25 protein-coding genes and 1 pseudogene are annotated in these 24547 nt (G+C 58.7%); 13 read left to right on the top strand and 13 right to left on the bottom strand.

Translation table 11 applies throughout. The features are described from left to right. Positions 1 to 13 precede the first annotated feature (13 nt). From ruvA to aspS, 4 genes are all read right to left on the bottom strand, one after another. Positions 14 to 613 (bottom strand): Holliday junction branch migration protein RuvA, encoded by a 600-nt coding sequence (gene ruvA, locus FHK95_RS15320; RefSeq protein WP_150305501.1) that lies wholly within the window; start codon positions 611 to 613, stop codon positions 14 to 16. A 15-nt stretch (positions 614 to 628) separates the two neighbouring features. Then, positions 629 to 1156, bottom strand: coding sequence for a crossover junction endodeoxyribonuclease RuvC (ruvC, locus tag FHK95_RS15325; RefSeq protein WP_150305502.1), 528 nt, complete (start codon positions 1154 to 1156; stop codon positions 629 to 631). Positions 1157 to 1292: 136 nt separating this feature from the next. Further along, entirely contained in the window at positions 1293 to 2039 is a 747-nt protein-coding gene (locus FHK95_RS15330) for a YebC/PmpR family DNA-binding transcriptional regulator (RefSeq protein ID WP_150305503.1), read from the bottom strand. A 79-nt stretch (positions 2040 to 2118) separates the two neighbouring features. Beyond that, entirely contained in the window at positions 2119 to 3897 is a 1779-nt protein-coding gene (aspS, locus tag FHK95_RS15335) for an aspartate--tRNA ligase (RefSeq protein WP_150305504.1), read from the bottom strand. A gap of 444 nt (positions 3898 to 4341) precedes the next feature. On the opposite strand from aspS, the gene FHK95_RS15340 reads away from it, so the two are divergent. After that, the gene (locus FHK95_RS15340; RefSeq protein ID WP_150305505.1) at positions 4342 to 4812 is read left to right on the top strand and encodes a Dps family protein; all 471 of its coding nucleotides are present in this window, start codon (positions 4342 to 4344) and stop codon (positions 4810 to 4812) included. A gap of 605 nt (positions 4813 to 5417) precedes the next feature. Next, a pseudogene (locus tag FHK95_RS20490) lies at positions 5418 to 5627 on the top strand (cold-shock protein); the annotation flags it as partial. Positions 5628 to 5652: 25 nt separating this feature from the next. On the opposite strand, the gene FHK95_RS15350 reads toward FHK95_RS20490, so the two are convergent. Both FHK95_RS15350 and FHK95_RS15355 read right to left on the bottom strand, forming a co-directional pair. Then, positions 5653 to 5868, bottom strand: a complete 216-nt coding sequence (locus FHK95_RS15350) for a SlyX family protein (RefSeq protein WP_150305506.1) — start codon at positions 5866 to 5868, stop codon at positions 5653 to 5655. Position 5869: 1 nt separating this feature from the next. Continuing rightward, positions 5870 to 6295 (bottom strand): HIT domain-containing protein, encoded by a 426-nt coding sequence (locus tag FHK95_RS15355; protein WP_150305507.1) that lies wholly within the window; start codon positions 6293 to 6295, stop codon positions 5870 to 5872. A gap of 270 nt (positions 6296 to 6565) precedes the next feature. On the opposite strand from FHK95_RS15355, the gene FHK95_RS15360 reads away from it, so the two are divergent. The 3 genes from FHK95_RS15360 (at position 6566) to FHK95_RS15370 (ending at position 10333) form a co-directional block, all read left to right on the top strand. After that, positions 6566 to 7855 (top strand): OprD family porin, encoded by a 1290-nt coding sequence (locus FHK95_RS15360; RefSeq protein WP_178114816.1) that lies wholly within the window; start codon positions 6566 to 6568, stop codon positions 7853 to 7855. Positions 7856 to 8012: 157 nt separating this feature from the next. Continuing rightward, positions 8013 to 9746: a proline--tRNA ligase gene (locus FHK95_RS15365; RefSeq protein ID WP_150305509.1), complete on the top strand. Its 1734-nt coding sequence runs from the start codon at positions 8013 to 8015 to the stop codon at positions 9744 to 9746. Between the two features lie 8 nt (positions 9747 to 9754). Beyond that, on the top strand, positions 9755 to 10333 hold the full coding sequence (locus FHK95_RS15370; RefSeq protein ID WP_150305510.1) for a lytic transglycosylase domain-containing protein: 579 nt from the start codon (positions 9755 to 9757) through the stop codon (positions 10331 to 10333). 10 nt (positions 10334 to 10343) lie between these two features. On the opposite strand, the gene FHK95_RS15375 is transcribed toward FHK95_RS15370, so the two are convergent. Genes FHK95_RS15375 through FHK95_RS15385 form a run of 3 tightly spaced genes read right to left on the bottom strand, consistent with a single transcriptional unit; the run spans position 10344 to position 12340 of the window. Beyond that, positions 10344 to 10616 carry an acylphosphatase gene (locus FHK95_RS15375; protein WP_150305511.1) on the bottom strand — a complete coding sequence of 91 codons (273 nt, stop codon included), beginning with the start codon at positions 10614 to 10616 and terminating at the stop codon, positions 10344 to 10346. A gap of 3 nt (positions 10617 to 10619) precedes the next feature. After that, positions 10620 to 11072, bottom strand: a complete 453-nt coding sequence (locus FHK95_RS15380; RefSeq protein ID WP_150305512.1) for a TlpA family protein disulfide reductase — start codon at positions 11070 to 11072, stop codon at positions 10620 to 10622. Continuing rightward, positions 11069 to 12340: a YihY family inner membrane protein gene (locus FHK95_RS15385; RefSeq protein WP_150305513.1), complete on the bottom strand. Its 1272-nt coding sequence runs from the start codon at positions 12338 to 12340 to the stop codon at positions 11069 to 11071. The genes FHK95_RS15380 and FHK95_RS15385 overlap by 4 nt, the downstream gene beginning before the upstream one ends. Positions 12341 to 12441: 101 nt before the next feature. Here FHK95_RS15385 and arsC point away from each other — a divergent pair, with 101 nt between their 5' ends. From arsC to FHK95_RS15400, 3 genes are read left to right on the top strand one after another with little or no spacing between them, the layout of a single operon-like run. Further along, entirely contained in the window at positions 12442 to 12795 is a 354-nt protein-coding gene (arsC, locus tag FHK95_RS15390) for an arsenate reductase (glutaredoxin) (RefSeq protein ID WP_150305514.1), read from the top strand. Beyond that, positions 12792 to 13409, top strand: a complete 618-nt coding sequence (gene wrbA / locus FHK95_RS15395; protein ID WP_150305515.1) for an NAD(P)H:quinone oxidoreductase — start codon at positions 12792 to 12794, stop codon at positions 13407 to 13409. The genes arsC and wrbA overlap by 4 nt, the downstream gene beginning before the upstream one ends. Further along, positions 13396 to 13803 (top strand): DUF2069 domain-containing protein, encoded by a 408-nt coding sequence (locus tag FHK95_RS15400; RefSeq protein ID WP_150305516.1) that lies wholly within the window; start codon positions 13396 to 13398, stop codon positions 13801 to 13803. The genes wrbA and FHK95_RS15400 overlap by 14 nt, the downstream gene beginning before the upstream one ends. Here the strand turns inward: FHK95_RS15400 and hda are convergent, their stop codons facing one another. The 3 genes from hda to FHK95_RS15415 are packed head-to-tail and all read right to left on the bottom strand — an operon-like array spanning position 13804 to position 16853. Next, positions 13804 to 14499, bottom strand: a complete 696-nt coding sequence (gene hda / locus FHK95_RS15405) for a DnaA regulatory inactivator Hda (protein WP_235906800.1) — start codon at positions 14497 to 14499, stop codon at positions 13804 to 13806. A gap of 17 nt (positions 14500 to 14516) precedes the next feature. After that, positions 14517 to 15614, bottom strand: a complete 1098-nt coding sequence (locus FHK95_RS15410; RefSeq protein ID WP_150305518.1) for an AI-2E family transporter — start codon at positions 15612 to 15614, stop codon at positions 14517 to 14519. A gap of 30 nt (positions 15615 to 15644) precedes the next feature. Beyond that, positions 15645 to 16853, bottom strand: a complete 1209-nt coding sequence (locus FHK95_RS15415; RefSeq protein WP_178114817.1) for a DUF2066 domain-containing protein — start codon at positions 16851 to 16853, stop codon at positions 15645 to 15647. A gap of 223 nt (positions 16854 to 17076) precedes the next feature. Here FHK95_RS15415 and purM point away from each other — a divergent pair, with 223 nt between their 5' ends. From purM to FHK95_RS15430, 3 genes are all read left to right on the top strand, one after another. Next, on the top strand, positions 17077 to 18141 hold the full coding sequence (gene purM / locus FHK95_RS15420) for a phosphoribosylformylglycinamidine cyclo-ligase (protein ID WP_150305520.1): 1065 nt from the start codon (positions 17077 to 17079) through the stop codon (positions 18139 to 18141). A 3-nt stretch (positions 18142 to 18144) separates the two neighbouring features. Continuing rightward, positions 18145 to 18789, top strand: coding sequence for a phosphoribosylglycinamide formyltransferase (gene purN, locus FHK95_RS15425; RefSeq protein ID WP_150305521.1), 645 nt, complete (start codon positions 18145 to 18147; stop codon positions 18787 to 18789). 100 nt (positions 18790 to 18889) lie between these two features. After that, a complete protein-coding gene (locus FHK95_RS15430) occupies positions 18890 to 19651 on the top strand; it encodes a DUF3108 domain-containing protein (protein ID WP_235906806.1) in 762 nt (253 codons plus the stop codon). A 445-nt stretch (positions 19652 to 20096) separates the two neighbouring features. Here the strand turns inward: FHK95_RS15430 and FHK95_RS15435 are convergent, their stop codons facing one another. Next, a complete protein-coding gene (locus tag FHK95_RS15435) occupies positions 20097 to 21320 on the bottom strand; it encodes a 3-hydroxyacyl-CoA dehydrogenase (RefSeq protein WP_150305523.1) in 1224 nt (407 codons plus the stop codon). 898 nt (positions 21321 to 22218) lie between these two features. Between FHK95_RS15435 and FHK95_RS15440 the strand changes: the two genes are divergently transcribed. Together FHK95_RS15440 and FHK95_RS15445 are read left to right on the top strand one after the other, a co-directional pair. Next, on the top strand, positions 22219 to 23166 hold the full coding sequence (locus FHK95_RS15440) for an endonuclease (RefSeq protein WP_150305524.1): 948 nt from the start codon (positions 22219 to 22221) through the stop codon (positions 23164 to 23166). A gap of 208 nt (positions 23167 to 23374) precedes the next feature. Beyond that, positions 23375 to 24532: a TAXI family TRAP transporter solute-binding subunit gene (locus tag FHK95_RS15445; protein ID WP_150305525.1), complete on the top strand. Its 1158-nt coding sequence runs from the start codon at positions 23375 to 23377 to the stop codon at positions 24530 to 24532. Positions 24533 to 24547: the final 15 nt, after the last annotated feature.

The raw sequence follows: 24547 nt of genomic DNA on the forward strand, positions 1-24547 counted from the left end.
AGCGCTGCAGCTGCTACACCATGCCTTTGAGCGCACGGCGAATCAACTCCTCGCTACTGAGTCCTTCTTCATCGACCGCAGCCACCGCCTTGCTCGCTTCCTGCGGCTTGTAGCCGAGGGTGATCAAGGCGCTGACCGCATCTGCAGTCATCGACGGCGGCGTAGCAACGCCGGTCACTAATGGCTTGAACGATCCGGGGATGGTTTCCCAGGCCTTGAATCTGTCCTTGAGTTCGACCAACAACCGCTCGGCGGTCTTCTTGCCCACGCCCGGCACCTTGACCAGCACACTGGTATCCTGGGACTGCACCGCACGCACCAGCTCATCAACTTCCATGCCCGACATCAATGCCAGAGCCAGCTTGGGCCCGACACCGTTGAGCCGTATCAGCTCCCGGAACAGCGCCCGGTCCCGCTTGGCGCAAAAGGCATACAGCAACTGGGCATCTTCACGCACGACCATATGGGTGTGCAGGGTCACCTGCTCGCCCAGAACAGGTAACTGATAAAAGGTGCTCATGGGCGCGTCCAGCTCGTAGCCCACCCCCTGTACGTCCAGCAGGATATACGGCGGTTGTTTTTCCAGCAAAATACCTGTCAGCCTGCCAATCACTGGTCATCCTCTCTGTTAACGACGACGCACTCGCCCTGAGCGCAGCCCGATTGACCCACCACCCAACTGCGCGTGCAGCGCGGCAGAATGGGCATGACACAGCGCAATAGCTAGCGCATCCGCGGCATCGGCCTGCGGCGTGCCGGACAAGCCCAGCAGCTGGGTAACCATGTGCTGCACCTGAGCCTTGTCCGCCGCGCCGGTACCCACCACCGATTGCTTTACCTGTCTGGCGGTGTATTCATGGACATCCAGGCCCGCATTCACAGCCGCAACGATGGCCGCACCGCGCGCTTGCCCCAGCTTGAGCGCGGAATCGGGATTACGCGCAAGAAACACCTGTTCAATGCTGAGGATGGTCGGCTGGTAATTGACGATTAGCGCGGATAGATGCTCGAATATCTGCTGTAACCGGCCTGGAAAGGGCCCATCGCCCAGGCGAATGCACCCTGATGTGACATACTCGCACTGCCCTGCCCGCTCGCGAACGATGCCGAAGCCGGTAATACGCGAGCCGGGATCGATACCCAGTATCAGGGCCATTTTTCGTTTCCTTGAAGTCGCCAGCACCACCGATTCGGCGTGCCTGCGTTGCACTACAGGCAAGATGCCCTATATGAAAATGGGAGGCAACGCCTCCCATGATGTTCTCGGAACACACCCTGGCATCGCTGCCGCGTCAGCTCATCTGCTCAAGTATCTCGTCCGGGATTTCGGCATTGCTGTACACGTTTTGCACATCATCCAGATCTTCCAGCATATCGACCAGACGGATCACCTTTTCTGCGGTATCCAGATCCAGCGTCGTCGTGGTTGAGGGGATCATCGCCACGTCCGCCGACTCGCTGACGAATCCGCCCGCATCCAGCGCATCCTTGACCGCGCCAAACTCTTCGAAGGTGGTGAATACATCCACCGAGCCATCGGCGTTGGTGACGACATCATCGGCACCGGCTTCGAGGGAGGCTTCCAGCAACGCCTCTTCATCAACCCCGGCGGCGTAGCTGATCTGCCCCCGACGGGTAAACAGGTACGCGACTGACCCGTCAGTACCCAGATTGCCACCGCACTTGCTGAATGCGTGGCGCACCTCACTGACGGTACGATTGCGATTGTCCGTCATCACCTCCACCAGAATCGCCACCCCACCGGCGCCGTAGCCTTCATAGGTGAGTTCTTCCATGTTGTCGGCGTCGTTATTGCCGGCACCGCGGGCAATGGCGCGATCGATAGTGTCACGCGTCATATTTGCGGTCAGCGCCTTGTCCACCGCCGAACGCAGGCGCGGATTGTCCGCTGGCATGGGGCCGCCAAGCTTGGCAGACACGGTCAGCTCACGAATCAGTTTGGTAAACACCTTGCCCCGCTTGGCGTCCTGCGACGCCTTGCGGTGCTTGATATTGGCCCATTTCGAATGTCCGGCCATAAAAAACTCCGTACGTAATTAGGGAGTCTCTGAATACTACTGTGCTCGCGACGTTCTTCAGAGACTCCTGAGCTCTACTTTAACCTTCAACCTTCGGCTGCTCGCGCAGACGAATATGCAGTTCACGCAGCTGCTTGGCGTCGACCATACCCGGCGCCTGGGTCATGACGTCCGCAGCGCTCTGGGTTTTCGGGAAAGCAATGACTTCACGGATCGACGCAGCACCGGTCATCAGCATGACCAGACGATCCAGGCCGAATGCCAGACCACCATGCGGCGGCGCACCGTATTTCAGTGCGTCGAGCAGGAAGCCGAACTTCTCCTGCTGTTCTTCAGCGCTGATGCCGAGGATGCCAAACACGGTCTGCTGCATGTCCTTGCGGTGAATACGAATCGAACCGCCGCCCAGCTCGGTACCGTTGATGACCATGTCATAGGCACGCGATAGCGCACTGGCCGGATTCGCCGCCAGCTCTTCCGGCGCGCACGCTGGTGCTGTAAACGGATGGTGCAACGCGCTCAGGCTGCCGTCGTCGTTCTCCTCGAACATCGGGAAGTCGACCACCCACAATGGCGCCCATTCACAGGTCAGCAAGTTCAGGTCATGGCCGAGCTTGATGCGCAGCGCGCCCAGGGCTTCGGAAACGATCTTGGCCTTGTCGGCGCCGAAAAAGACGATATCGCCGTCCACTGCGCCCACCCGATCGAGAATGACGTTGAGGTTCTCCTCGGGGATGAACTTGACGATCGGCGACTGCAGACCTTCCAGGCCTTTGGCGCGCTCATTGACCTTGATATACGCCAGGCCCTTGGCGCCGTAGATGCCGACAAACTTGGTGTACTCGTCAATCTGCTTGCGCGGCATGCTCGCCCCGCCAGGTACACGCAATGCCGCAACGCGGCCCTTGGGATCAGTAGCCGGGCCACTGAACACCTTGAATTCAACCTGATCCAGCTGATCAGCCACATCTACCAGTTCCAGCGGGTTGCGCAGGTCCGGCTTGTCCGAACCATACCGGCGCATGGCTTCGGCAAAGGTCATGTGCGGGAAAGTGTCGAGGTCGAGCCCAAGCACTTCCTTGAACAGTCCGCGAATCATGCCTTCAGTCAGACCCATGATGTCCGCTTCGTCGAGGAAGCTGGTTTCGATGTCGATCTGGGTGAATTCGGGCTGACGGTCAGCGCGCAGGTCTTCATCGCGGAAGCACTTGGCGATCTGATAATAGCGGTCGAATCCGGCCACCATCAGCAGCTGCTTGAACAGCTGGGGCGACTGCGGCAGCGCAAAGAAACTGCCAGGATGGGTGCGGCTGGGTACCAGATAGTCGCGGGCGCCCTCAGGGGTAGCGCGGGTCAGGATCGGCGTTTCCACATCCAGAAAGCCGTTCTCGTCCATATAACGGCGAATGCTGCTGGTAATGCGTGAGCGCAACTTCAGCTTCTCGGCCATTTCCGGACGGCGCAGATCGATAAAGCGATAGCGCAGACGGGTTTCTTCACCCACGTCAGAATATTCATCCAGCGGGAACGGTGGCGTTTCCGCCTGGTTGAGGACTTCGAGATCATAGCCCAGCACTTCAATCGCGCCGGAGGCCATGTTTGGGTTCACCGCGCCAGCGGGGCGCGCACGTACCTTGCCGCGCACCTTGACTACGTATTCACTGCGCACCCGGTCGGCGGCAGCAAAGGTTTCTTCGCGATCAGGATCGAAAACAACCTGCGCCAGACCTTCGCGGTCACGTATGTCGAGAAAGATCACCCCGCCATGGTCGCGGCGGCGGTGGACCCAGCCGCAGAGTGTGACTTCCTGGTCCGCCAGCGTTTCGTTCAGCTGGCCGCAATAATGGGTACGCATCATGGTGTGGTGTTCCTGTTGTCGACGAATCGGGCTGAGTTGGGCGGTGCCGCACAATGGCCGCCAGTCCGCTCGCATAAAAGCGCCATAATATACCCGAATTCGTGCCGCCGCGGGGAGAGCTCTAGCGAATCGATTCCCGCGCCGGTACACGCTGGTCCTGGTGAAAAGCCTCCACATCCAGGACGCCACACACTGATTTTTGCCCAGATATCCTCGGATCCTCGTTCTGACGGTAAAGAAGGGTTGAGCGCTACAGCACACTCCCTATACTGGATGCAGCAATGGAGCCTCTGAGAAACGTAGTCAGCGCAGGCCGAACCTATCGAAATCGAATGAAAGCGGACCGGGCTAACGCTCGCGCTCAGGTCTTTCCGCGGGATTTCACGGGATGACCGGGCGAATCCGTTTTGAGAGGCTCCTAGTTTCATCAACCAAGGAGTCCCCATGAAAATTGATATTGGTATTTCCGAACAAGACCGCTCGACCATTGCCGACGGTTTGTCGCATTTGCTGGCTGACACCTACACCCTGTACCTGAAGACGCATAACTTTCACTGGAACGTTAAAGGTCCGATGTTCCAGACCCTGCACCTGATGTTCGAGACGCATTACACCGAGCTGGCACTGGCAGTAGACGACATCGCTGAGCGCATCCGGACCCTGGGCTTTCCTGCGCCGGGCACCTACAAGCAGTTCGTGGAACTGAGTTCAATAAAGGAAGAAGAAGGCGTGCCCGAGGCCAAGGACATGATCCGTCTGCTGGTCGAAGGTCACGAGGCCTGCGTGCGCACTGCTCGGGGCATCTTCCCCTCCTGCGATGCAACCAACGATGAACCCACCGCCGACCTGCTGACCCAACGTATGCAGTTCCACGAGAAGACTGCATGGATGCTGCGCAGCTTGCTGGAGAGCTGAGCGTCAGGGCCTGCTGGCGTTTGATCGCGCGCCGATGAAACGACAGCAAATTCCTGGCTGAAACCGGGCCTGATCCCGCTTTCAGCCAGGGACGACCTTCGTCCATTTTGTGACACCGGGTGTTTCAGGTTAGAGTTCGCACCCGGCGATAAATCGCTGTTCGCCGGCTTATTTTATTGTCATGAAACTAAGGATGAACAACTTTGAACAGTATTCGTTATCTGCATCTCATCATCGGCCTGGTGGCGCTGCTCACCGGGCTGTTTTTCAGCGTCCCGCTCTTTTCCCAGGTTGGCCCGATCAACCTCACTGCCCTCGCCGTCCTGTTCCTGGGCCTGATCAACATGCAACAGTTCAATAATGCTCTGATGCCTGCTACAGCTGGACGACGCATCGCATCGGTTATTGCTGGGTTTCTGCTGATCATTGCTACCCTGACGCCCCTGGCAGTATTGTTCGGAGCACCCGCTGCAGGGCCTTTGATGATTTACGCGCTCGCTCTGGCGATCGCTGGCGTCTGCATCAGCACTATCCTCGTTTTGACCAAGCAACTGGCCCGCCATGGTTCAGACCACGGCTATGACGATGAGGAATTTGGTGACGAGGACGACCGGGAAGCCGGTACAGTGAAATGGTTCAACACCAGCAAGGGCTTTGGTTTCATTTCGCGGGATCAGGGTGAAGATGTGTTCGTACATTTTCGCGCTATTCGCGGCGACGGGCATCGCGTCCTGGTGGAAGGTCAACGCGTTGAGTTCGTCGTAGCCCGCAGAGAAAAAGGGTTGCAGGCGGAAGACGTCACCATAATCGACTGATTCCTCCGCCCGCATTCCGGGCTCATCAATAATGCGGCGGCGGCTCGTCGTCGTCTGTCTCTCCCGGCATGGTAGCCGCCAGGTCCGCCTGGCGCCTTGCCAATAACTCAACCGCTCTGTGCAACGTATCGAGCTCCAGCTGCTGCTTGCCCACCATGTCATTCAGGGCCTGGATAGTGTCATCCTGAAAGGCCATCTTGGCTTCCAGGTCGTCGATGCGGTCTTCCACTTGCGTGTTCATGTCATACCTCCGCAAATACAAAGTCGGTTGACAGGACAGCTTGCAGCCTGCCGATACGTTCCTGGCGCTCCGCCTCCTGATAAGGCTTCGCCGGATGTTTGCCCCAAATCGGGTCCGGCCAAGCCACATCATCACGATACCGCGCAATATGGTGAATATGTAGCTGACTGACCATATTACCCAGAGCGGCAATATTCAGTTTGTGCGCAGCAAAAGCATCCTTTATCGCTTCGGCTAACAGACAGGACTCATCCAGCAGTTGCATCCTGTCCGCCTTGTCCAGCTGAAACAACTCGTGCACTTCTTCCCGCCGGGGAACCAATACAAACCAGGGATAGTTGGCATCGTTGATCATCAGCAGTCGGCTGAGCGGATAGTCCCCTATTAAAATGCCATCATTCGCGAGTTGCGGATGAAGTATGAACATATGCGCCCCCAATAAAGCCATTAGACAAACGAACCGATTCCGCAAGTTTAGCTGTGCAACGGAGCGGGATGTCAAAGCGGCAACCGCACTCGCTGAAAGCCCATTATTGACGCTTTATACTACGACAAGCGTTCCCCATGAAAAGTCAAGAAAGCATGCCGAAAGGTCGTTCTTTCACACCTACCTCTTTAGTGCTTTAATGTTACCGGATAATAAAAAAGAAAAATGGTTCAGTTGAACCGCAAAGCTTTTTTACTCAAGGAGTACACAATGAAAAACGCTGTCAAATGGAGTTCCCTCGCTCTAGCCGTGGCTATGGGCAATGGGCTGATTGCATCAAATGCGCTGGCACAAGAATCCACTCCAGGTGAAGGCATTGTTGAAGGCGCTACTGCGACCCTCAGCAGCCGTTCCGTCTATTTCAACCGCGACTTCCGTCCTGATGGCAACGACGATGGCAAGCGGGAAGAAGCCGCGACTGGCATGGTCCTCGACTTTCAGTCCGGTTTCAGCGAAGGCCTGATCGGTCTTGGTTTTGACGTGACTGCTATGGGTGGCCTGAAACTGGACAGCGGGTCTGGCCGCACTGGAACCGCTCTGCTTCCAGTCGATCCTGACGGCAGCGCTCCCAACGAATACGCTGAAATTCGCGGTACTGTGAAAGGCCGGATCGCAGAAGACACTGTGCTGCGTTACGGCACCCACTTCGTAGAAAACCCGGTTGTTGCCTATGAAGATGCGCGTTTGCTGCCTAACCATTACTTCGGTTATAGCGTAACCAACGAAACCATCGAGGGATTGTTCGTCGAAGCCGGTCGCATGACCGATCGCGGCGAGATGGCTGGCTCATCGCAAACTGATGATGGCTACCGCATAACTACGGATGACTACAGCTACGGCGGAGATGTTAGCTATTTAGGCGGTAGCTACACCTTCAACGACGCATTGGCAGCTACACTCTACACGTCCAAGGCCGACGAACTATGGAAGCGCCACTTCCTGGGGCTCGCTCATACCGCTGAGCTGACTGACGGACTAAGCCTGACCTCCGAGCTGGCGCATTACAACACTTCCGATGACAGCGGTGCAGAGGCAGATTTCGACAACGACGCCACCTCACTTGCCCTGACGCTGGGTGCTGGCAATCATGGCTTCACAGTGGCCTATCAGCGCATGAACGGCAACAATGGCTATGCGTACCTGGACGGCGCAGTCTTCTTGGCGAACTCGGTTCAGTATTCCGACTTCAATGCCAAGGACGAGCGCTCCTGGCAGGCCCGTTATGACTATGACTTCGCCGGCCTGGGCATTCCCGGTCTGACCTTCATGACTCGTTATGTCACCAGTAGCGACATCGACACCGCGCACGAAGGCATCGCTGATAGCAGCCGTGACAGCCGCTGGGAACGTGATACCAACATCAGCTACACCGTACAAAACGGTGCGCTTGAAGGTGTTAACCTCCTGTGGCGCAACGCGACTGTACGTCAGGCCGCTGCGTTCGATGGCGACATCGACGAAAACCGTCTGATCGTTTCCTACTCCTGGGATCTGCTGTAATCCAGGCTGTAGTTAACTGAAAAACCCGGCTTCGGCCGGGTTTTTTATTGCCTGGACGCCGCGCGCGCAGGTGCCGGGGTCAGGCTATACGCCGGGCGGTCACAGCCGTACAATACCGCCGATAAATCTGACCATGACCTCAGGACTCTCCTTCCCCATGCGTACCAGCAAATATCTGATCTCGACCCTCAAGGAAACACCCGCGGACGCTACGGTCATTAGCCATCAGCTGATGCTGCGCGCCGGCATGATTCGCAAGATCGCATCCGGCCTCTATACCTGGCTGCCGATGGGTCTGAGAGTCTTGCGCAAAGTCGAGAAAGTCGTTCGCGAAGAGATGGATAACGCTGGCGCGCTGGAAGTCCTGATGCCGGCGATTCAACCCGCCGAACTCTGGCAGGAATCGGGTCGCTGGGAGCAGTATGGTCCCGAGCTGCTGCGTCTGAAAGATCGCCACAACCGTGAATTCTGCGTGGGTCCGACCCACGAAGAGATCGTCACCGAGCTGGCGCGCAACGAAATCAGCAGCTACAAGCAGTTGCCACTCAACCTGTACCAGATACAGACCAAATTCCGCGACGAGATCCGGCCCCGTTTCGGTCTGATGCGCGCCCGTGAATTCACCATGAAGGACGCTTATTCCTTCCACATGGATCAGGCTTCGCTGCAGCAGACCTACGACGTGATGTATCAGGCCTACTGCAACATCTTCAGCCGTCTCGGCCTGGATTTCCGGCCAGTAGTGGCCGATAACGGCTCGATCGGCGGCGAAGGCTCGCACGAGTTCCACGTATTGGCCGAATCCGGTGAGGACGCCATCGTGTTCTCGGATTCTGGTTCCTACGCCGCCAATATGGAAAAGGCCACTGCGCTGCTGCCGGCGGGCGATCGGCCTGCCGCCAGCCAGGAGCGCGCAACCGTGGATACCCCTGATCAGCACACCATTGAGGCGGTCAGCCAGTTCCTCAAGGTCCCGCCGCAGCAGTCGGTGAAGACGCTTATTGTTCTGGGCGCTGCCGAGAAAGATAAGCCGCAGCCGCTGGTTGCCTTGATTCTGCGCGGCGATCACGAGCTCAATGAGATCAAGGCCGAGAATCATCCTGCTGTCCATGCGCCACTGACCTTTGCCAGCGAGCAGCAGATCCAGCAGATAATCGGCTGCAAACCCGGTTCGATTGGCCCGGTCGGCCTGAACATCAAGGTGATTGCCGACCATAGCGCAGCCTGGCTGGCGGATTTCGTGTGTGGCGCAAATGAAGACGGCAAGCACTTCACCGGCGTGAACTGGGACCGCGATGCTCAGTTCAGCGAAGTCGCCGATCTGCGCAACGTGGTGGAAGGCGATACCAGCCCCGACGGCAATGGCACGCTGGTTATCAAGCGCGGCATCGAAGTGGGCCACATATTCCAGCTCGGCCGTAAATACAGCGAAGCAATGAATTGTCAGGTGCTCAACGAACAGGGCAAGACCAGCACCTTGACCATGGGTTGCTATGGGATTGGCGTGTCCCGCGTGGTGGCGTCCGCTATCGAGCAGAACTATGACGACCGCGGCATCCTCTGGCCGGATGCCCTGGCGCCCTTCCAGGTGGCACTGATCCCCATGAAGATGGAAAGCTCAGAAGCCGTGCGCGAGAAGACTGGAGAGCTGTACGCCGCCCTGCAGCAAGCGGGTATTGACGTGCTGATGGATGATCGCGACAAGAAGGTCAGCCCCGGCGTCAAGTTTGCCGACATGGATCTGATTGGCATCCCGCACCGCGTGGTCATCAGTGATCGCGGTCTGGCCGAAGGTGAACTGGAATACAAATACCGTCGGAACAAGGATGCGCAAAGCCTGCCGGTTGCCGAGATGCTCGACTTTCTGCTCGGGCAGATCGCCAAGGCCTGATCACACCGATGATCCGACTGGCCACATGGATAGTGACCGTCCTGCTTCTCGGGCCCTGGTCCGGCGCTTTTGCCAACGCGCCGGCCACGGTTGACCCAGCGCTAAAGGCTGCGCTCATTGAAGCGATTGCCGAAGCCGACAGCTTCGATGATCGCTTCGATGCGGAAGTCTGGTTGCTGGATATGTCTACGCGCATGCGCCACTACCTCCCCGATGAAAGGGAGCGGCTACATTTTCTGCGTCAGGTGCATAGTCAGGCCACCCGTGCCGGCCTCAAACCGGACCTGGTGTTGGCCGTCATCCATGTGGAAAGCCTGTTCGACCGCTATGCGCTGTCGCGCGTCGGTGCGCAGGGCGTCATGCAGGTTATGCCATTCTGGAAGAAGGAGCTGGGGCGTCCGGAGGACAATCTGGTCGATCTGGCGACCAATCTGCGCTATGGCTGCACCATCCTCAAGTACTACCTGGACAAGGAGAAAGGCAATTTGCGGCGGGCGCTGGGGCGCTACAACGGCAGCTTGGGCAGTCACAAATACCCGGATAAAGTGCAGGATTACTGGTACCGCTTCTGGTACGTAAAAGACTGACCTTCCAGTCCTAGCGTTGCTCGAATGCCTCGAACTCTTCCAGATCGCAGGCCGTCAGCTCGAGCGAGTCCACGCGCGCGCGCTCCGGCCCAACGCGCAACCAGTCGGTCATGTCATCAATGGCCTGTTGCGGCCCGGTCAACATGCATTCCACCGAGCCGTCCGGCTGATTGCGAACCCAACCGACAACGCCCAGCGCACGTGCTTGCCGCACCGTAGACTGCCGAAAAAACACGCCCTGTACCCGGCCTCTGACGCAGGCATGCATAGTAAAGCGGCTCATGGCTCACCTCTCCTCGTTCAACGCCGCCAGCAGTGCAGCCTCATCCTGAGGGCCCTGCAGCGTACGGATCACATTCCCCTCTTTATCCAGCAGATAGGTGGTGGGTAACACCTGCGGATGGACCAGCTCCATGGCCTGGGCGAAATCCTTGCCCAACACGGGAAAACGAATTCCTATCTCGTCGCTGAGCTGCGCCAGAGCCTCCCCTTCTATGCCGTCGAAATTGATACCAAGCACGGCAACATCCGGCCGCGCCTCCGCCAGTGCGTTCAGCTCAGGCAGTTCGTCACGGCAAGGCCCGCACCATTCTGCCCAATAGTTGACCAACACAGGCCGCCCGGATAGCTCACTTTCAGTGATGCTGTTGCCATGCTGATCCTGCCAACTGTTGCCACCGCAGGCGCTCAATACAAGCATGACGCTGAGTGGCCAGAATCTGCGAATAGATCGGATCATTTGGTCTCCTTTTCAGAACCAGAGTGTGCCGTGGGCTCGGCATGGCCAGCACCACATAACCAGCTTTTCAGGCTACCACCCATGATTTCCCGGCGCTGGGCTTCCAGCTCGGTGACGGCGGCAACGAACGGTGGATACCAGACAGGATCACCCGCCAACTGGCGTGGCAGCTTGCCTGGACCCGGAATTGCTTCGGGCACCTTGGCCAGAAAATCGGCCAGATCAACCTCTCCCAGATCGCGACTCAGCACAAAACCACCCTGCTGAACCCGGGTGATGATGCTTTCGGATTCCAGCCAGTCCGTCATCTCCAGCCAGACGTCTTCTCGAAACTCCCAGCCGGCGGCTTTTGCACGGTCCAGGTCGACGAATTGTCCGCGGCTGTGCGCGTCGAGGAAGATCCGCAGCAAACCCAGCAGATAAACCAGACGCGGGTACACCGGGCGCTTCCACGCCTGACTATTGGCCAGGTTAGCGACCAGCTCGGCACCAAACAGAATGATCACCCAGCTGATGAAAATCCACAGAAGGAATACCGGGAACGCCGAGAAGGCGCCATAGACGAGCTCATAGCCCGGAAACAGCCGCAGGTACAAACCGAAGATAGCCTTGGCACTCTCGAACAACAGCGCCACCAGCACGCCCCCGGCCAGCGCGTGCTTGAAAGGAACCCGGGTATTCGGCACGGCCATATAGCTCAGCGTGAACGCCGTCATGCTCAACAGCAACGGCACCCATCTCAGTACCCACCGGCTCGCCTCGGCAAAGGCCGCGCCTTCACGCAGCACTGTTACGGAGGCTATATAGGTGCTCACCGCGAAGCCCGCCCCAAGCAATAACGGACCCAGACTCAGCAGGGCCCAGTACAGCAGAAAGCTCGATATGCCCCGGCGACGCTGGCGCACATGCCAGATGTCGTTGAATGAGCTTTCAATCTTCAACATCATGATGAACGCGGTAATCATCAGGGTGGCGATGCCCACGCCGGTCAACTGACGCGCCTGCTCCGAGAACCTGAACAGGTACTGGCGCAGCGCTTCGCCGGTTGAAGGTACGAAGTTCTGAAAAATGAAATCCTCGATCTGCCCGCCCACGTCGGTAAACTGCGGAATAACCGCCAACATGGCGTAGGTCACTGTCATGATAGGCACCACCGCGAACAGGGTGGTGTAAGTCAGTGCTGCGGCGGTCTCCATGCAGTTATCGACGAGGAATCGTTTCACCAGATAACGAAAGAAATGCACCGATTGTTCCAATCGAGGCTGCATCACGGCTCCCTGACAGCTCGGTTTATAACGCTTAGAATAGCCATCATACCTGCCGCGAGCCACTCAGGCGCCGGCCATCGCTGACCGAATCGGAGAATCTCATGGCAGACGTGCGTATCTATCACAATCCGCGCTGTTCCAAATCACGCCAGGCGCTCGAACTGCTCAAGAATCAGGGCGCCGAGCCGGAGGTGATTCTGTATCTGGAAACGCCGCCGGACGACGCCACACTCAGCGAACTGCTGTTAAAGCTGAACATGAGCGCGCGCGATTTGATGCGCAAGGGCGAGGATGTCTATAAGGAATTGCAACTCGACGACTCTGACCTGAGCGAAGCACAACTGGTTCAAGCCATGGTCGATTATCCCAGATTGATCGAGCGGCCCATCGTCGTAAAAGGCGATACCGTCATCGTGGCACGGCCACCGGAACGGGTACTGGAGCTGTTCGCATGAGCGCGCCCTATGTACTGGTGCTCTATTACAGCCGACACGGCGCTACAGCGAAGATGGCGCGGCTGATTGCCGAGGGTGTTGAGCGCGGTGGTATGGAAGCGCGGCTGCGCACCGTTCCGACTGTGTCTGCGGATAACCGCCAGAGCGCGCCGGAGATACCGGAAAGCGGTGCGGTGTACTGCACTGAAGACGATCTGCGTGAATGCGCGGCGCTGATCATCGGCAGCCCCACGCGGTTCGGCAACATGGCTGCCCCGCTCAAATACTTCATCGATGGCACCAGCAGCCTGTGGCTGACTGGCGCACTGGCCGGCAAACCCGCCGCAGCCTTTACGTCCACTGCAAGCCTGCATGGCGGCCAGGAAACGACCCTGCTATCGATGCAGCTGCCCTTGCTGCACCACGGCATGCTGATCCTGGGCCTGCCTTATACCGAAGCCGCATTGACCGAAACCCAGGGTGGCGGCACGCCCTATGGCGCCAGCCACCATGCCGGTGCCGACGGCTCACGCAAGATCGACCAACATGAAGCTACGCTCTGCCAGGCACTTGGCCGGCGCGTCGCGGTCATTTCCCGTCAACTCGTGGCCGGAGCCGTGCATGTCGAGAAATAAGCCATTACCCGGTCTGGACTTTCTCGAGCCGCGGGTGAAGATCGCCCGGTTTCTGGCAACGGCAGGTTATTTGGGGGTGTTGCTGACGATAACGATCTACAACGGCTTTTTCGCCGATCTGCACGGTGCCAATCCGCTGATAATTGTCGGCGTACAACTGGTGCCCCTGTTGATCTTCCTGCCTGGCGTGCTGCTGGGCTGGCCCCGGGTGTACGCTTTCCTGTGTTTCGTGATCAACCTGTACTTCATTCTCGGCGTACTGGTGTGCCTTCAGCCCGGACGTGAAGTGTATGGCGGGCTGCTGGTAGCGTTCACGCTGTTGTACTTCATCGCCGCACTGGGCTTTATTCGCTGGACTTTTCAGGCGCAACGCGTGCGCGCTGGCGAGGTCTGACTACCAACCCATCACGCGCTTTACGAAGGGAATGGTCAATCGATGCTGGGCCTGGAGTGAAGCCTGGTCAAGCTGCTCCAGCGCCGCGAAGATATCGGTCATGCCGCGTGAACCACGGCTGAGGATGTAACGAGCCACTTCATCCGGGAGTTGCAGCCCGCGCAGTTCCGCACGGAGCTTGAGCATCCGCTGCTTGTCCTCGTCACCCAACGCCTGCAGCTGGTAGACCACCCCCCAGCTCAGGCGCGACGCCAGATCCGGCAGCTCAAGATCCAACTCCCGAGGAGGCGCCGATGCCGCGACCAGAAGCCGTCCGCCCTGTTCGCGCAACCGGTTGTAGAGATGAAAGAGCGCTTCTTCCCAATCATGTCGACCGGCAAGCGCATCCAGCCCGTCGAGGCACAGCAGATCGAATTGCTCCATCCCTTCGAGGATAGCCGGGCCGTGATCCATCACGTCATCCAGCGGCAGATACATGCCCAGCCCGCTGTTATCCGCGATACGGTGACAGGCGGCCTGCAACAGATGCGAGCGGCCGCTCCCCGCTGCGCCCCAAAGATAAACACACTGCTCGGCCTTTGATGAAGCCAGATCAGCGAGCTCCTCTACAGCCGCGACAACGACCGCGTTGGGGCCCGCAAAATAGTTGGCAAAGGTCGCCTCGTCCCGGAGCTTGACGCCAAGGGGCAATTGCATCGGTTGGCCCGGTTGCATCACTCTTCTCTCAACTCGTCCAGTTCGATAACCCCTTCATCGTCAGATTTCTGGTAGGCCTGGGACGCCAAATAGCTTTGATGCGCATGTCGCACCAGCACCATAATCACTGCCGCCACCGGCAAGGCCAGGAGTATACCGACGAAGCCGAACAGGTGTCCGCCGGCAAGCACCGCAAAAATGACCGCTACTGGATGCAGACCGATGCGATCGCCCACCAGCCAGGGCGTCAGCACTGTGCCTTCAATGGTTTGCGCTACCGTGAACACCGCCACCACTGCCACCAGATGCGCTACGTCACCGAACTGGAAAATTGCAGCGATCAGCGCCGCTGTCATGCCCACAGCGAAACCGAGGTAGGGCACGATGCTCGCCAGACCGGCGACCATGCCGATCAGCAGCGCAAGCTCCAATCCGACCGCCCACAGGCCCAGCGAATAGAGAATGCCCAGGCCCAGCATCACCAGCAATTGTCCGCGGATGAAGGCGCCCAGCACCTCGTCACAATCGCGGCTGAGCTTGACCACCAAGGGCTCATGGTCACGCGGCAGCAGGCGCCTGATGCGCTCGACTATCATGTCCCAGTCCCTGAGCAGATAGAAGCCAACCACCGGAATCATCACCAGATTGACCACCCAGGTCAGCAGACCCATGGTCGAACGGGTTGCCTGCGCCAGTACTGAGCCGACCACGCCGGAATTTTCACCGAGGTTCTCGCGAATGCGCTCGCCCACATCCGACAGCCTGATTTCCGTGATCGGCACACCCGTTCTGGCCTGAACCCAGGGAAGCGCGACTTCGGTTATCCACTGCAGCATGTCCGGAATCTGTTCACGCAGCGCCGAGACCTGGTTGCCCAGTAGCGGAATCAGCACCACCAGCGCCAGCGCAAAAAGCCCCGTGCCCGCAGCGAAGACCACCAGCACACCCAGTACCCGGGACAAACCGTAGCCTTCCAGCCGGTCCACGAGCGGGTCGCCCAGATAGGCAAGCAGCATTCCGATCAGAAAAGGCGAGAGTATCGGGCTAAGCAGGTACACCATGGCTACTGCAGCGAGAAACCCTGCAAGCCACAGCCATCGAACATCAGAGATCATTGTGTTGCCCTCGTGGCCATCGCGTTGCGATCAACGCCACCGGTAATACAGCGTATTAGGATCCGGCTCGACGGGCTCCGGTATTACATTCACTGGGGCCTGTTCGGACTCCATCAATCGGTCATTCGTCGTGCTGTGGCTGTCATCCATGGAAGTGGCAATTGAGTTGTCCTGTTCATCGGTGATTGCGTCCATGGACCTCTGCTGCTCCACAGGTACGGGAAGCAGTATGGGCCCTTGATCGACCGGTTCAGGCTCCGGGGCGGGGATCCGCACAAGGCGCTGATCAAGACTCAGCATGCGCTCAAGCTGCGATTCGCTACCAGGAAAATCCACTCGAACCGTGACCTTATCCGTATCGACCGAGAGCATCTGCGGCGTGCTCTGTCCACCGAGCTGCTGCAGCATGGCCTGCAGGCTTGCGTAATCCTCGATGCTGTTCACGTCCTGCACCACCAGCGTCCAGCGGGCCAGCTCATCGGCTGCTACCGCAGGGACCGCGTACTGCTCGAAGGCGGCCGCTGCCACTTCGCGCATTACCTGATCGGCGGCTACGGCAGGATCATCGCCGCTGGCTTTGCCGGAATACCCCTTATCATTCAACCACATATGCCAATCAGCACGAGTACTCTCTCCATTGGCGGTAAAAGCAATAGCCAATACGCCCTCACTGGCATAGCGCTCACTGGCTTCCAGCAGGTCCCCACGATTGCCCTGACGGACAATCTCCTCGGTGACACGGCTTCTATCTTCCAGATCGCCCATCGGGTAGCTCAAAGCGACGCCGCGATAGGCCGCGGCCGTTTGCAAAAGCTCACCCCAGGTACTTCCGGCGCCAATCAATTCATCGCCCAGGGTGCGCGCCTCGACCGCCCAGACCAGCATCCCCGGCCGACTGCGGCCAAGCATGGGCATACCGCCGCGGACCATCACCTGGCGCACGGCGGCCGGTTCAAATTCGACGACCATCGAACCCTCCCGCCTGCTGATACGACGTACCAGTTCACGCGGCTCATTCAGGGCGTCGGCGACCGGCCCGCTTTTGGTGTTTATCCTTGCGCCACCCACACGCATGAACATGACCTGCGCAGCCTCGCTCAGCGTCTCGTCCTGTGATGCATCTTCGGCCTCTGGCTGTTCGACCCGATAAAGCCCCTGGAGGACTGCCGCAGACAAAGTAAGAGGCGCCATCACCACCAGGGACAGCAAGGTGACAACAATAATGCGCAAAGAAAACATGGGCGATTCCGCTCGGCTGGTGCTGGTTTTGTCTCGCTGACACGAGACTGCAGCTGTATTAAAGCGCATACATTAAACAAGCGCCGGAGCGGCGGCAACCAAGGTGCGGCGAACAGATCGGCGAGCATGGTCCTGATGCGGTTGTATTGTTACACTAGCGCGCTATCCCGCGGCCGTTCCGAGCACTGGCCGCTCGCCCCTTTTCGACCATCGAGACCGACGCATGAGCAGCCAGAACCCTACCAAACCTTCGATCAGCTACAAGGATGCCGGAGTCGACATCGACGCTGGGAACGCGCTGGTAGACCGCATCAAGCATGTCGCCAAGCGCACGACCCGCCCCGAGGTCATGGGCGGACTGGGTGGCTTTGGCGCGCTCTGCGAGATCCCTGAAGGGTATAAGAAGCCGGTACTGGTGTCCGGTACCGACGGCGTCGGCACCAAGCTTCGCGTAGCAATGGACCTGGGCAAGCATGACACCATCGGCATCGACCTGGTGGCCATGTGCGTTAACGATCTGATCGTGTGCGGTGCTGAGCCCTTGTTCTTTCTGGATTACTACGCCACCGGCAAGCTGAATATCGACATCGCCGCGCAGGTGGTAACCGGTATCGGTGCAGGCTGTGAGCTCGCTGGCTGCGCACTGGTAGGCGGCGAGACGGCGGAAATGCCCGGCATGTATGAAGGCGATGACTACGACCTGGCTGGCTTCTGTGTCGGCGTGGTGGAGAAATCCGAGATCATCGATGGCAGCAAGGTTCAGGCTGGCGACGTACTCATTGCGCTGCCCTCCTCCGGCCCCCATTCCAATGGCTACTCACTGATTCGCAAGATCATCGAAACAGCCAACGTGAACATCGCCGACATCACCCTCGACGGCAAACCGCTGGGCGAACTGCTCATGGCACCGACCCGCATCTACGTCAAAGCCCTGCTGCAGCTGATCAAGCAGACCGGCGCAGTCAAGGCCATGGCGCATATCACCGGCGGCGGCTTGCTGGAAAATATCCCGCGCGTCCTGCCCTCCGGCGCTGGCGCCAGCATCGACTTGTCCAGCTGGCAGCGCCCGGCAGTGTTCAACTGGCTGCAGGAACAGGGCAACGTGGATGAGACTGAAATGCATCGTGTATTGAACTGCGGTGTGGGCATGGTGATCTGTGTCGGAGCCGATCAGGTCGACGCTGTCCTGCAGAATCTGCAGCAATCCGGCGAACAGCCTTGGGTGATCGGCCAGATCGAAGCCGGCGCAGAGAATGACGAAGCCGTCGTTCTGCGTAACGGTCGCTGATCTGTGGTCTGCCGTATCGTCGTACTGATCTCCGGATCGGGCAGCAATCTGCAGGCTTTGATCGACAAGCTGGACCGGCAATACGGCGAGATCGTTGCGGTACTGAGCAACCGGCCCGACGCCTACGGGCTGGAACGGGCCAGACGCGCTGGTATCAACACCCTGGTGCTTGATCACAAGGACTACGCCGACCGCGAAAGTTTTGAGCGTGCGATGATCGCCAGGCTGGATGAAGTCGCGCCCGACCTGCTGATCCTCGCCGGCTTCATGCGCATTCTCACCACCGAATTCGTCAGTCACTTTCAGGGACGGCTCCTCAATATTCACCCGTCGCTGCTGCCCAAATACAAAGGCTTGCATACGCATAAACGCGCCCTGGAAGCTGGCGACAGCGAGCATGGCGCGACGGTGCATTTCGTCACCGAAGAACTTGATGGCGGACCGTTGGTCGTACAGGCACGGGTTCCGGTTATCCCAGGCGACACGCCCGAATCCCTGGCCGAGCGAGTCCAGCACCAGGAACATGTGCTATATCCTCTAACGATGAACCTGTTCGCAAGCGGCCGGCTCCGACTGATCGATGGTCGTGCGTGTCTGGACAACAAGCCCCTTGGGGCCAGTGGTATCGAACCGGAACGAATTGACTAGGGTCTGTTGCCGTCTGTTTTGTGGCCATCTGCCGTAGACATCCAGCAGTCTCTGAACACGAGGGATAAATATGCATGATCGACAGTGGCACACACGCGGTTTGCGCCGGGCCAGCTGGCTGACGGCTCTGACTCTGGTAATCGGCAGCAGCATCGCTAATGCACAGGAAATTGCCCCCTTCACTGCCAGTTACGCCGCCGACATGCGCAACGTGCCGCTGAATGGCGAAGCCAATCATTCGCTTACCGCTAATGAGAATGGTACCTGGACACTCGCATTTGACGCCGGCATGTTCGTTGCCCGGCTATCCGAACAAAGCACCTTCCTGTTACAGGAAGACGGCATCCTGCCCATCGAGTACGAATACAAGCGTCGCGGACTAGGCCGTAGCCGCACCACCACCCAGCACTTTGACTGGGAATCCGGTGTGGTGACGGGCGATCACAAGAAAGAGCGCTTTACCCTTCCGACCGAACCCGGCCTGCTCGACAAGACGACCTACCAGCTTGCCTTGCAGCGCGACCTGATGGCCGGCAAGACCGACCTGCGGTATCGCGTGGTGGATGGCGACGATATCGAGGAATATCAGTTCCGCGTGGTGGGTGAAGAGCGCGTCACGACCCGTGTTGGCCAGTTCGACGCGGTTGAGGTTGAGCGCGTTCGCGAACCCGACGCCGACCGGGAAACCACCATCTGGTTTGCCAAGGACTGGCAGTATCTACTGGTGCGCCTGAACCAGATCGAGACCGACGGCCAGCACTATCAGATCGTGCTCAAAGAGGCCACGCTCGACGGCGAGCCGGTACAGGGACTGCCGCCGGCCAAGAAGAAGCCCACCAAGAAAGCTCAGACTGCCGAGTAAAAGCGCCGACGTATCGAGCCCCTTCTCGCGGCGGTGCAGGCCTGCGCTAGTCACAGCTTCAGCCCGGGCGTCCTGCGGACGCCGTCGCGCCGGGGGCGACCCTCCTACGAAACCCAACCCCGATCTGGCTGACAGATAAGTCTAGGCCGCGTCACGACAACCGCAAACCACACTCCCCCCGTAGGAGTGTCGCCCACGGCACGACGCTGGCCATCAGGCCAGCCAAAAACCCACAAAAAACCGCGCACGCGAACCCAGCACCAATCTTAAACGGTAGCTCGGTATACCTCGTGAAAGGCGCGATCGAATCGCTGAACCGCCGCGGCGATGCTGGCCGCCAGGCCAGCCAAAAACCCACAAAAAAACCGCGCAGGCGAACCCATACGCGGTTTTTTTAGCTCAGCCAAGCAGCTTGAATACGCGGCTGCTTAGCCCAGTCAGCGGATCAACCCTTGGTAAAACGCTCACCTGCCTCTGCACGCTTGACCAGCCCTGCCGCCGGCTTCCAGAACTCACCGCTGCTGGCTTCCAGCTCGCGAATCTGTTCCAGCACGACATCCAGTCCAAGGTTGTCGGCATAGCTCATCGGACCGCCACGCTCTTTCGGGAAGCCGTAGCCGTACAGATACACCCGATCGATATCTTCAGCAGACTCGGCAAAGCCTTCGTCGAGAATCCGGGCACCTTCGTTGACCAGTGCCAGAATGCAGCGACGAACAATCTCCTCATCGTCCACGTCGCGCTGGGTATAGCCGGCTTCTTCGGCTACTTCACGGGCCAGCATGTCGGTTTCCGGATCGTGGATTGCCTGACGGCTGCCCGGCTCGTATTTGTAGAAACCATGGCCGCTCTTCTGGCCAAAGCGCTCCATTTCGCACAGCTTGTTATCCAGCCACACGATCGGCTCGCCGCGGCCCGCACCTGCCAGCTGACGTGAGCGCCAGCCCAGATCAATACCGACCACGTCATACATACGGTACGGCCCCATGGCCATGCCGAAGCCCTGCAGCGCCTGGTCAACCTGCCATGGCGTAGCCCCTTCCAATACCACTTCGCGGGACTGACGCGAATACATGGAGAGCATACGGTTACCGATGAAGCCGTGGCAGTTGCCCGCCAGCACCGCTTCCTTGCCAATCTTCTTGCCGACTGCCAGACAGGCGTCAAGCACGTCCTGAGCGGTAGCCTTGCCGCGCACGACTTCAAGCAGCTTCATGATGTGTGCAGGACTGAAGAAATGCAGGCCCAGCACCTGAGCCGGACGCTGCGTCGCGGAGGCAATTTCGTCGATATCCAGGTACGAGGTATTGGTCGCCAGAATCGCCGAGGCCTTAACCGCATTATCCAACTCACCGAAGATCTGCTTCTTCAGGTCCATGTTTTCATAGACCGCTTCGACGACCAGATCCATGTCGGCCAGATCAGCGTAGTTCTGGGTGGTGCGGATACGCTCGACACGTGCATTCGCTTCGTTCTCGTCAAAGCGCTGCTGAGCGACCGAACGCTTGTAGGTGTTGCGGATGTCGTCGAGACCCTTTTCCAGCATCTCGGCATTCACGTCCAGCCACACGACTGGATAGCCCGCATTGACGAAGTTCATCACGATCCCGCGACCCATGGTCCCGGCACCGATAACACCTACCTGTTTGATACTCTCGAATGATGCCATCGCAGCTCACCTCCAGATTGGAAAATTAGGGCGCGGGTGACCGGTCGGTCTGCCCACTGAGGACCGATACATTACGCAAAATCCGGGCGGATTTGAAACGAATCCCCCTGATTGGCGGCATTCACAATGTGAATGCGGGTTGGGCCGACCTGTGGGCGCGTTCGAAGGCGGCGCGAGGCGCTCTGCGCCCCCAGAAAAGTTGACTTCTGCATAGAACGGGGTGGTTTCCCTGGGGTTGGCGTGCGCCTGCGCGCCGACAGGTCCGGTTGCACCCCTTCGGTGGACTGCGAATTCGGCGTAGAGCAGGCGCTCTACACCCTCAGGAAAACCAATCTCTGGAAGCGAGAGTTTCCCCTGGGNCCCTTCGGTGGACTGCGAATTCGGCGTAGAGCAGGCGCTCTACACCCGCAGGAAAACCAATCTCTGGAAGCGAGTGTTTCCCCTGGGGTTGGGGGGAATCTCGGGCCGCGTTCGGACGCGCCGACAGGTCCGGTTGCACCCCTTCGGTGGACTGCGAATTCGGCGTAGAGCAGGCGCTCTACACCCTCAGGAAAACCAATCTCTGGAAGCGAGAGTTTCCCCTGGGGTTGGGGTGAATCTCGGGCCGCGTTCGGACGCGCCGACAGGTCCGGTTGCACCCCTTCGGTGGACTGCGAATTCGGCGTAGAGCAGGCGCTCTACACCCCCAGGAAAACCAGCCTCTGAGAGCGAGAGCTTTCGCTGGGGATAGAGCACCTCCGGTCACGTTCGGACTCTACACCAAATTTATCCGGCCCATAATAGTGCGCAAACTCTTGCGCACTATCCGAAAAACTCCTTTAAAATAGCGCACTTACCGTTTCGCTAGTTCCGTCTACCGCACCACTAGCGCTCGCTCACCTCTTGTACAAGCAGTCTCATGATCAAACACTCTCGCCTGTCTTTCTTCGCCACCCTGGTGGCGGGTTTCCTTTGTGTATCGCTCCCCGCCCTCGCTGCGCCCGTATCCTTCGAAGCAGCCAAAACGCTGACCCGCCAGCAGGTCTATCAGGATCAGAACAAGCAAGGCACTTTCTACTGCGGCTGTGAGTGGGAATGGACCGGGCGCTCCGGTGGCCGGGTTGACCTTGAGAGCTGCGGATACAGCATTCGTGCCCAGGACACCCGGGCGATTCGCATCGAGTGGGAGCATATCGTTCCTGCATCGCTGTTCGGCCAACAGCGCCAGTGCTGGCAGCAGGGCGGACGCTCCAACTGCAAGCGCAGCGATCCGGTGTTCAATGTGATGGAGGCCGATCTGCACAACCTGGCGCCATCGATCGGCGAGACGAATGCCGACCGCAGCAACTACCGCTTCGGCATGTTGCCCGATGCGCCTTATCAACACGGTGCCTGCGACTACAAGGTAGATTTCCCGCAACGTGTGGTTCAGCCGCGCGATGAAATAAAAGGCCAGATCGCGCGGACCTATTTCTATATGCACGACCGTTACGACCTGCGCATGTCCGCCCAGCAGCAACGCCTGATGATGGTCTGGAACCGCCAGTTCCCACCGACGCGCTGGGAGGAAGAGCGTAATCGACGGATCGCCCGGCTCATGGGTCACCACAATGAATTCGTTACCGGCCAACGGGTCTGGAATGAAGGACATAAAAATATCGCCGATGGCGTTCGCGTTGCCATAAAAACCAACAAGAAACCCACCGAAGCTAATCTGCCGATCATCGGCAACAGTCGCAGCAAGGTCTATCACCTGCCCGCGGGATGCCCTAGCTATGATCGTGTCAGCGACAAAAATCAGGTCATCTTTGCCAGTGAATCCCAGGCCATAAGCGGCGGTTATCGCAAGGCCGGCAACTGCCGCTGAGGAGCTTGCTGAGCCTGGTGCTGCATGCGGCTGCCAGGCTCTGTTTGCGCATTGACAGCACGCCGCTACCGCGTCAAAGCCTCGCTCGCAGGTGCGCCCATCCAATTGACACCAGAGACAAGGCTCAACTACTTTTAATGAGAAAGCTGCGCGACCCCGTTTCGAGATTAAAACAATAACGTAAAGGCTTAAAATCAGGGGATACACCATGCGTGCGATGTCTAGAGGACTACTTGTTGGATTGCTGGCGGCCGCTACGGGTATGGCTAACGGTGCCGACAATATCACCTTACCCAAAACCCTCGTCATGACCGCTTATGGGACCGGCTCCGCCGGATACACTCAGGCGGTGTCCATTGGCAACCTGCTGCAAAATGAATACGGAACCTCCATTCGAATCCTGCCGGGGGAGAACGACGTCTCGCGCATGACGCCCCTTCGAACCGGTCGGGTTCCGATCTGCGCCTGTGGTGTCGCCAGCTACTATGGATTCGAAGGCGTACTGATGTTCGCCGGTCCTGATTGGGGGCCCCAGCCGATCCGCGTGATCATCACCTCAACGGCCAACTTTGGCCTCGGAGTCGCTGTAGCGGGTGATATCGACGTCAAAACACCCGCCGACCTCAAGGGTAAGCGGGTCTCATATGTGCGCGGTGATGATGCGCTGAACATCGGGACCGAGGCCTTCCTCGCCTTCGGCGGTCTCACCTGGGATGACGTAGAGCGCGTGGAGTTTCCAGGTTATAGCCGCGCCTTTGAAGGAATCGTCGGCCATCAGTCTGATACGGCCTTCACCATGAGCGTTGCCCCTCCCGCCCAGCAGTTGGCAGCCAGCCCACGGGGCATAACCTGGCCGACCCTGGACCCCGATGACAAGGAAGGCTGGCAGCGGCTGCAGGCCGTTGCGCCTTATTTTCAACCTCACAGAGTGACCGCCGCCGCCGGCAACTATAGCGAGGAAAATCCCTGGATCGGAGCGAGTTACCCTTACCCGATCTATGTTGCCAACGAAACACTCGAAAAAGGCGTGGCGCGCAATCTGGTGCGTGTTCTGATTGAAGACATAGACAAGTACAAGGACGCGGCGCCGGGCAATGCCGGGTACTCGCTCGAGAACCAGAACATGTCGTGGGTGATCCCGTTTCATGACGAAGTTGTGGAGTATTACAAAGAGATCGGCCATTGGACCGACGAGATGCAGAGCCATCAGGACGGTCTGGTGAAGCGCCAGGAGGTCTTGATGACTGCATGGAAAGACTACACCGACGCAACGCCCCCACGCGATGAGGATGAGTTTAAGCAAGGCTGGATGAATGCACGCGCCACGGCGCTGGAATCGGCAGGAATGAACCCGGTTTTTCGTTAGATACGCTCTTGCTTG

This window comes from Pseudomonas saliphila (genome assembly GCF_008638345.1).
Lineage (GTDB): Bacteria > Pseudomonadota > Gammaproteobacteria > Pseudomonadales > Pseudomonadaceae > Halopseudomonas > Halopseudomonas saliphila.

Bases quoted from the DNA above. Each gene is read 5' to 3' on its own strand.
- FHK95_RS15375 (WP_150305511.1), bottom strand. From the start codon at position 10,616: ATGAGCCGCTTTACTATGCATGCCTGCGTCAGAGGCCGGGTACAGGGC.
- hda (WP_235906800.1), bottom strand. From the start codon at position 14,499: ATGCAATTGCCCCTTGGCGTCAAGCTCCGGGACGAGGCGACCTTTGCC.
- FHK95_RS15365 (WP_150305509.1), top strand. From the start codon at position 8,013: ATGCGTACCAGCAAATATCTGATCTCGACCCTCAAGGAAACACCCGCG.
- ruvC (WP_150305502.1), bottom strand. From the start codon at position 1,156: ATGGCCCTGATACTGGGTATCGATCCCGGCTCGCGTATTACCGGCTTC.
- FHK95_RS15435 (WP_150305523.1), bottom strand. From the start codon at position 21,320: ATGGCATCATTCGAGAGTATCAAACAGGTAGGTGTTATCGGTGCCGGG.
- wrbA (WP_150305515.1), top strand. From the start codon at position 12,792: ATGAGCGCGCCCTATGTACTGGTGCTCTATTACAGCCGACACGGCGCT.
- FHK95_RS15380 (WP_150305512.1), bottom strand. From the start codon at position 11,072: ATGATCCGATCTATTCGCAGATTCTGGCCACTCAGCGTCATGCTTGTA.
- FHK95_RS15415 (WP_178114817.1), bottom strand. From the start codon at position 16,853: ATGTTTTCTTTGCGCATTATTGTTGTCACCTTGCTGTCCCTGGTGGTG.
- FHK95_RS15355 (WP_150305507.1), bottom strand. From the start codon at position 6,295: ATGTTCATACTTCATCCGCAACTCGCGAATGATGGCATTTTAATAGGG.
- purM (WP_150305520.1), top strand. From the start codon at position 17,077: ATGAGCAGCCAGAACCCTACCAAACCTTCGATCAGCTACAAGGATGCC.
- FHK95_RS15400 (WP_150305516.1), top strand. From the start codon at position 13,396: ATGTCGAGAAATAAGCCATTACCCGGTCTGGACTTTCTCGAGCCGCGG.
- FHK95_RS15410 (WP_150305518.1), bottom strand. From the start codon at position 15,614: ATGATCTCTGATGTTCGATGGCTGTGGCTTGCAGGGTTTCTCGCTGCA.
- FHK95_RS15440 (WP_150305524.1), top strand. From the start codon at position 22,219: ATGATCAAACACTCTCGCCTGTCTTTCTTCGCCACCCTGGTGGCGGGT.
- aspS (WP_150305504.1), bottom strand. From the start codon at position 3,897: ATGATGCGTACCCATTATTGCGGCCAGCTGAACGAAACGCTGGCGGAC.
- FHK95_RS15385 (WP_150305513.1), bottom strand. From the start codon at position 12,340: ATGCAGCCTCGATTGGAACAATCGGTGCATTTCTTTCGTTATCTGGTG.
- FHK95_RS15340 (WP_150305505.1), top strand. From the start codon at position 4,342: ATGAAAATTGATATTGGTATTTCCGAACAAGACCGCTCGACCATTGCC.
- FHK95_RS15370 (WP_150305510.1), top strand. From the start codon at position 9,755: ATGATCCGACTGGCCACATGGATAGTGACCGTCCTGCTTCTCGGGCCC.
- FHK95_RS15350 (WP_150305506.1), bottom strand. From the start codon at position 5,868: ATGAACACGCAAGTGGAAGACCGCATCGACGACCTGGAAGCCAAGATG.
- FHK95_RS15330 (WP_150305503.1), bottom strand. From the start codon at position 2,039: ATGGCCGGACATTCGAAATGGGCCAATATCAAGCACCGCAAGGCGTCG.
- FHK95_RS15360 (WP_178114816.1), top strand. From the start codon at position 6,566: ATGAAAAACGCTGTCAAATGGAGTTCCCTCGCTCTAGCCGTGGCTATG.
- FHK95_RS15445 (WP_150305525.1), top strand. From the start codon at position 23,375: ATGCGTGCGATGTCTAGAGGACTACTTGTTGGATTGCTGGCGGCCGCT.
- arsC (WP_150305514.1), top strand. From the start codon at position 12,442: ATGGCAGACGTGCGTATCTATCACAATCCGCGCTGTTCCAAATCACGC.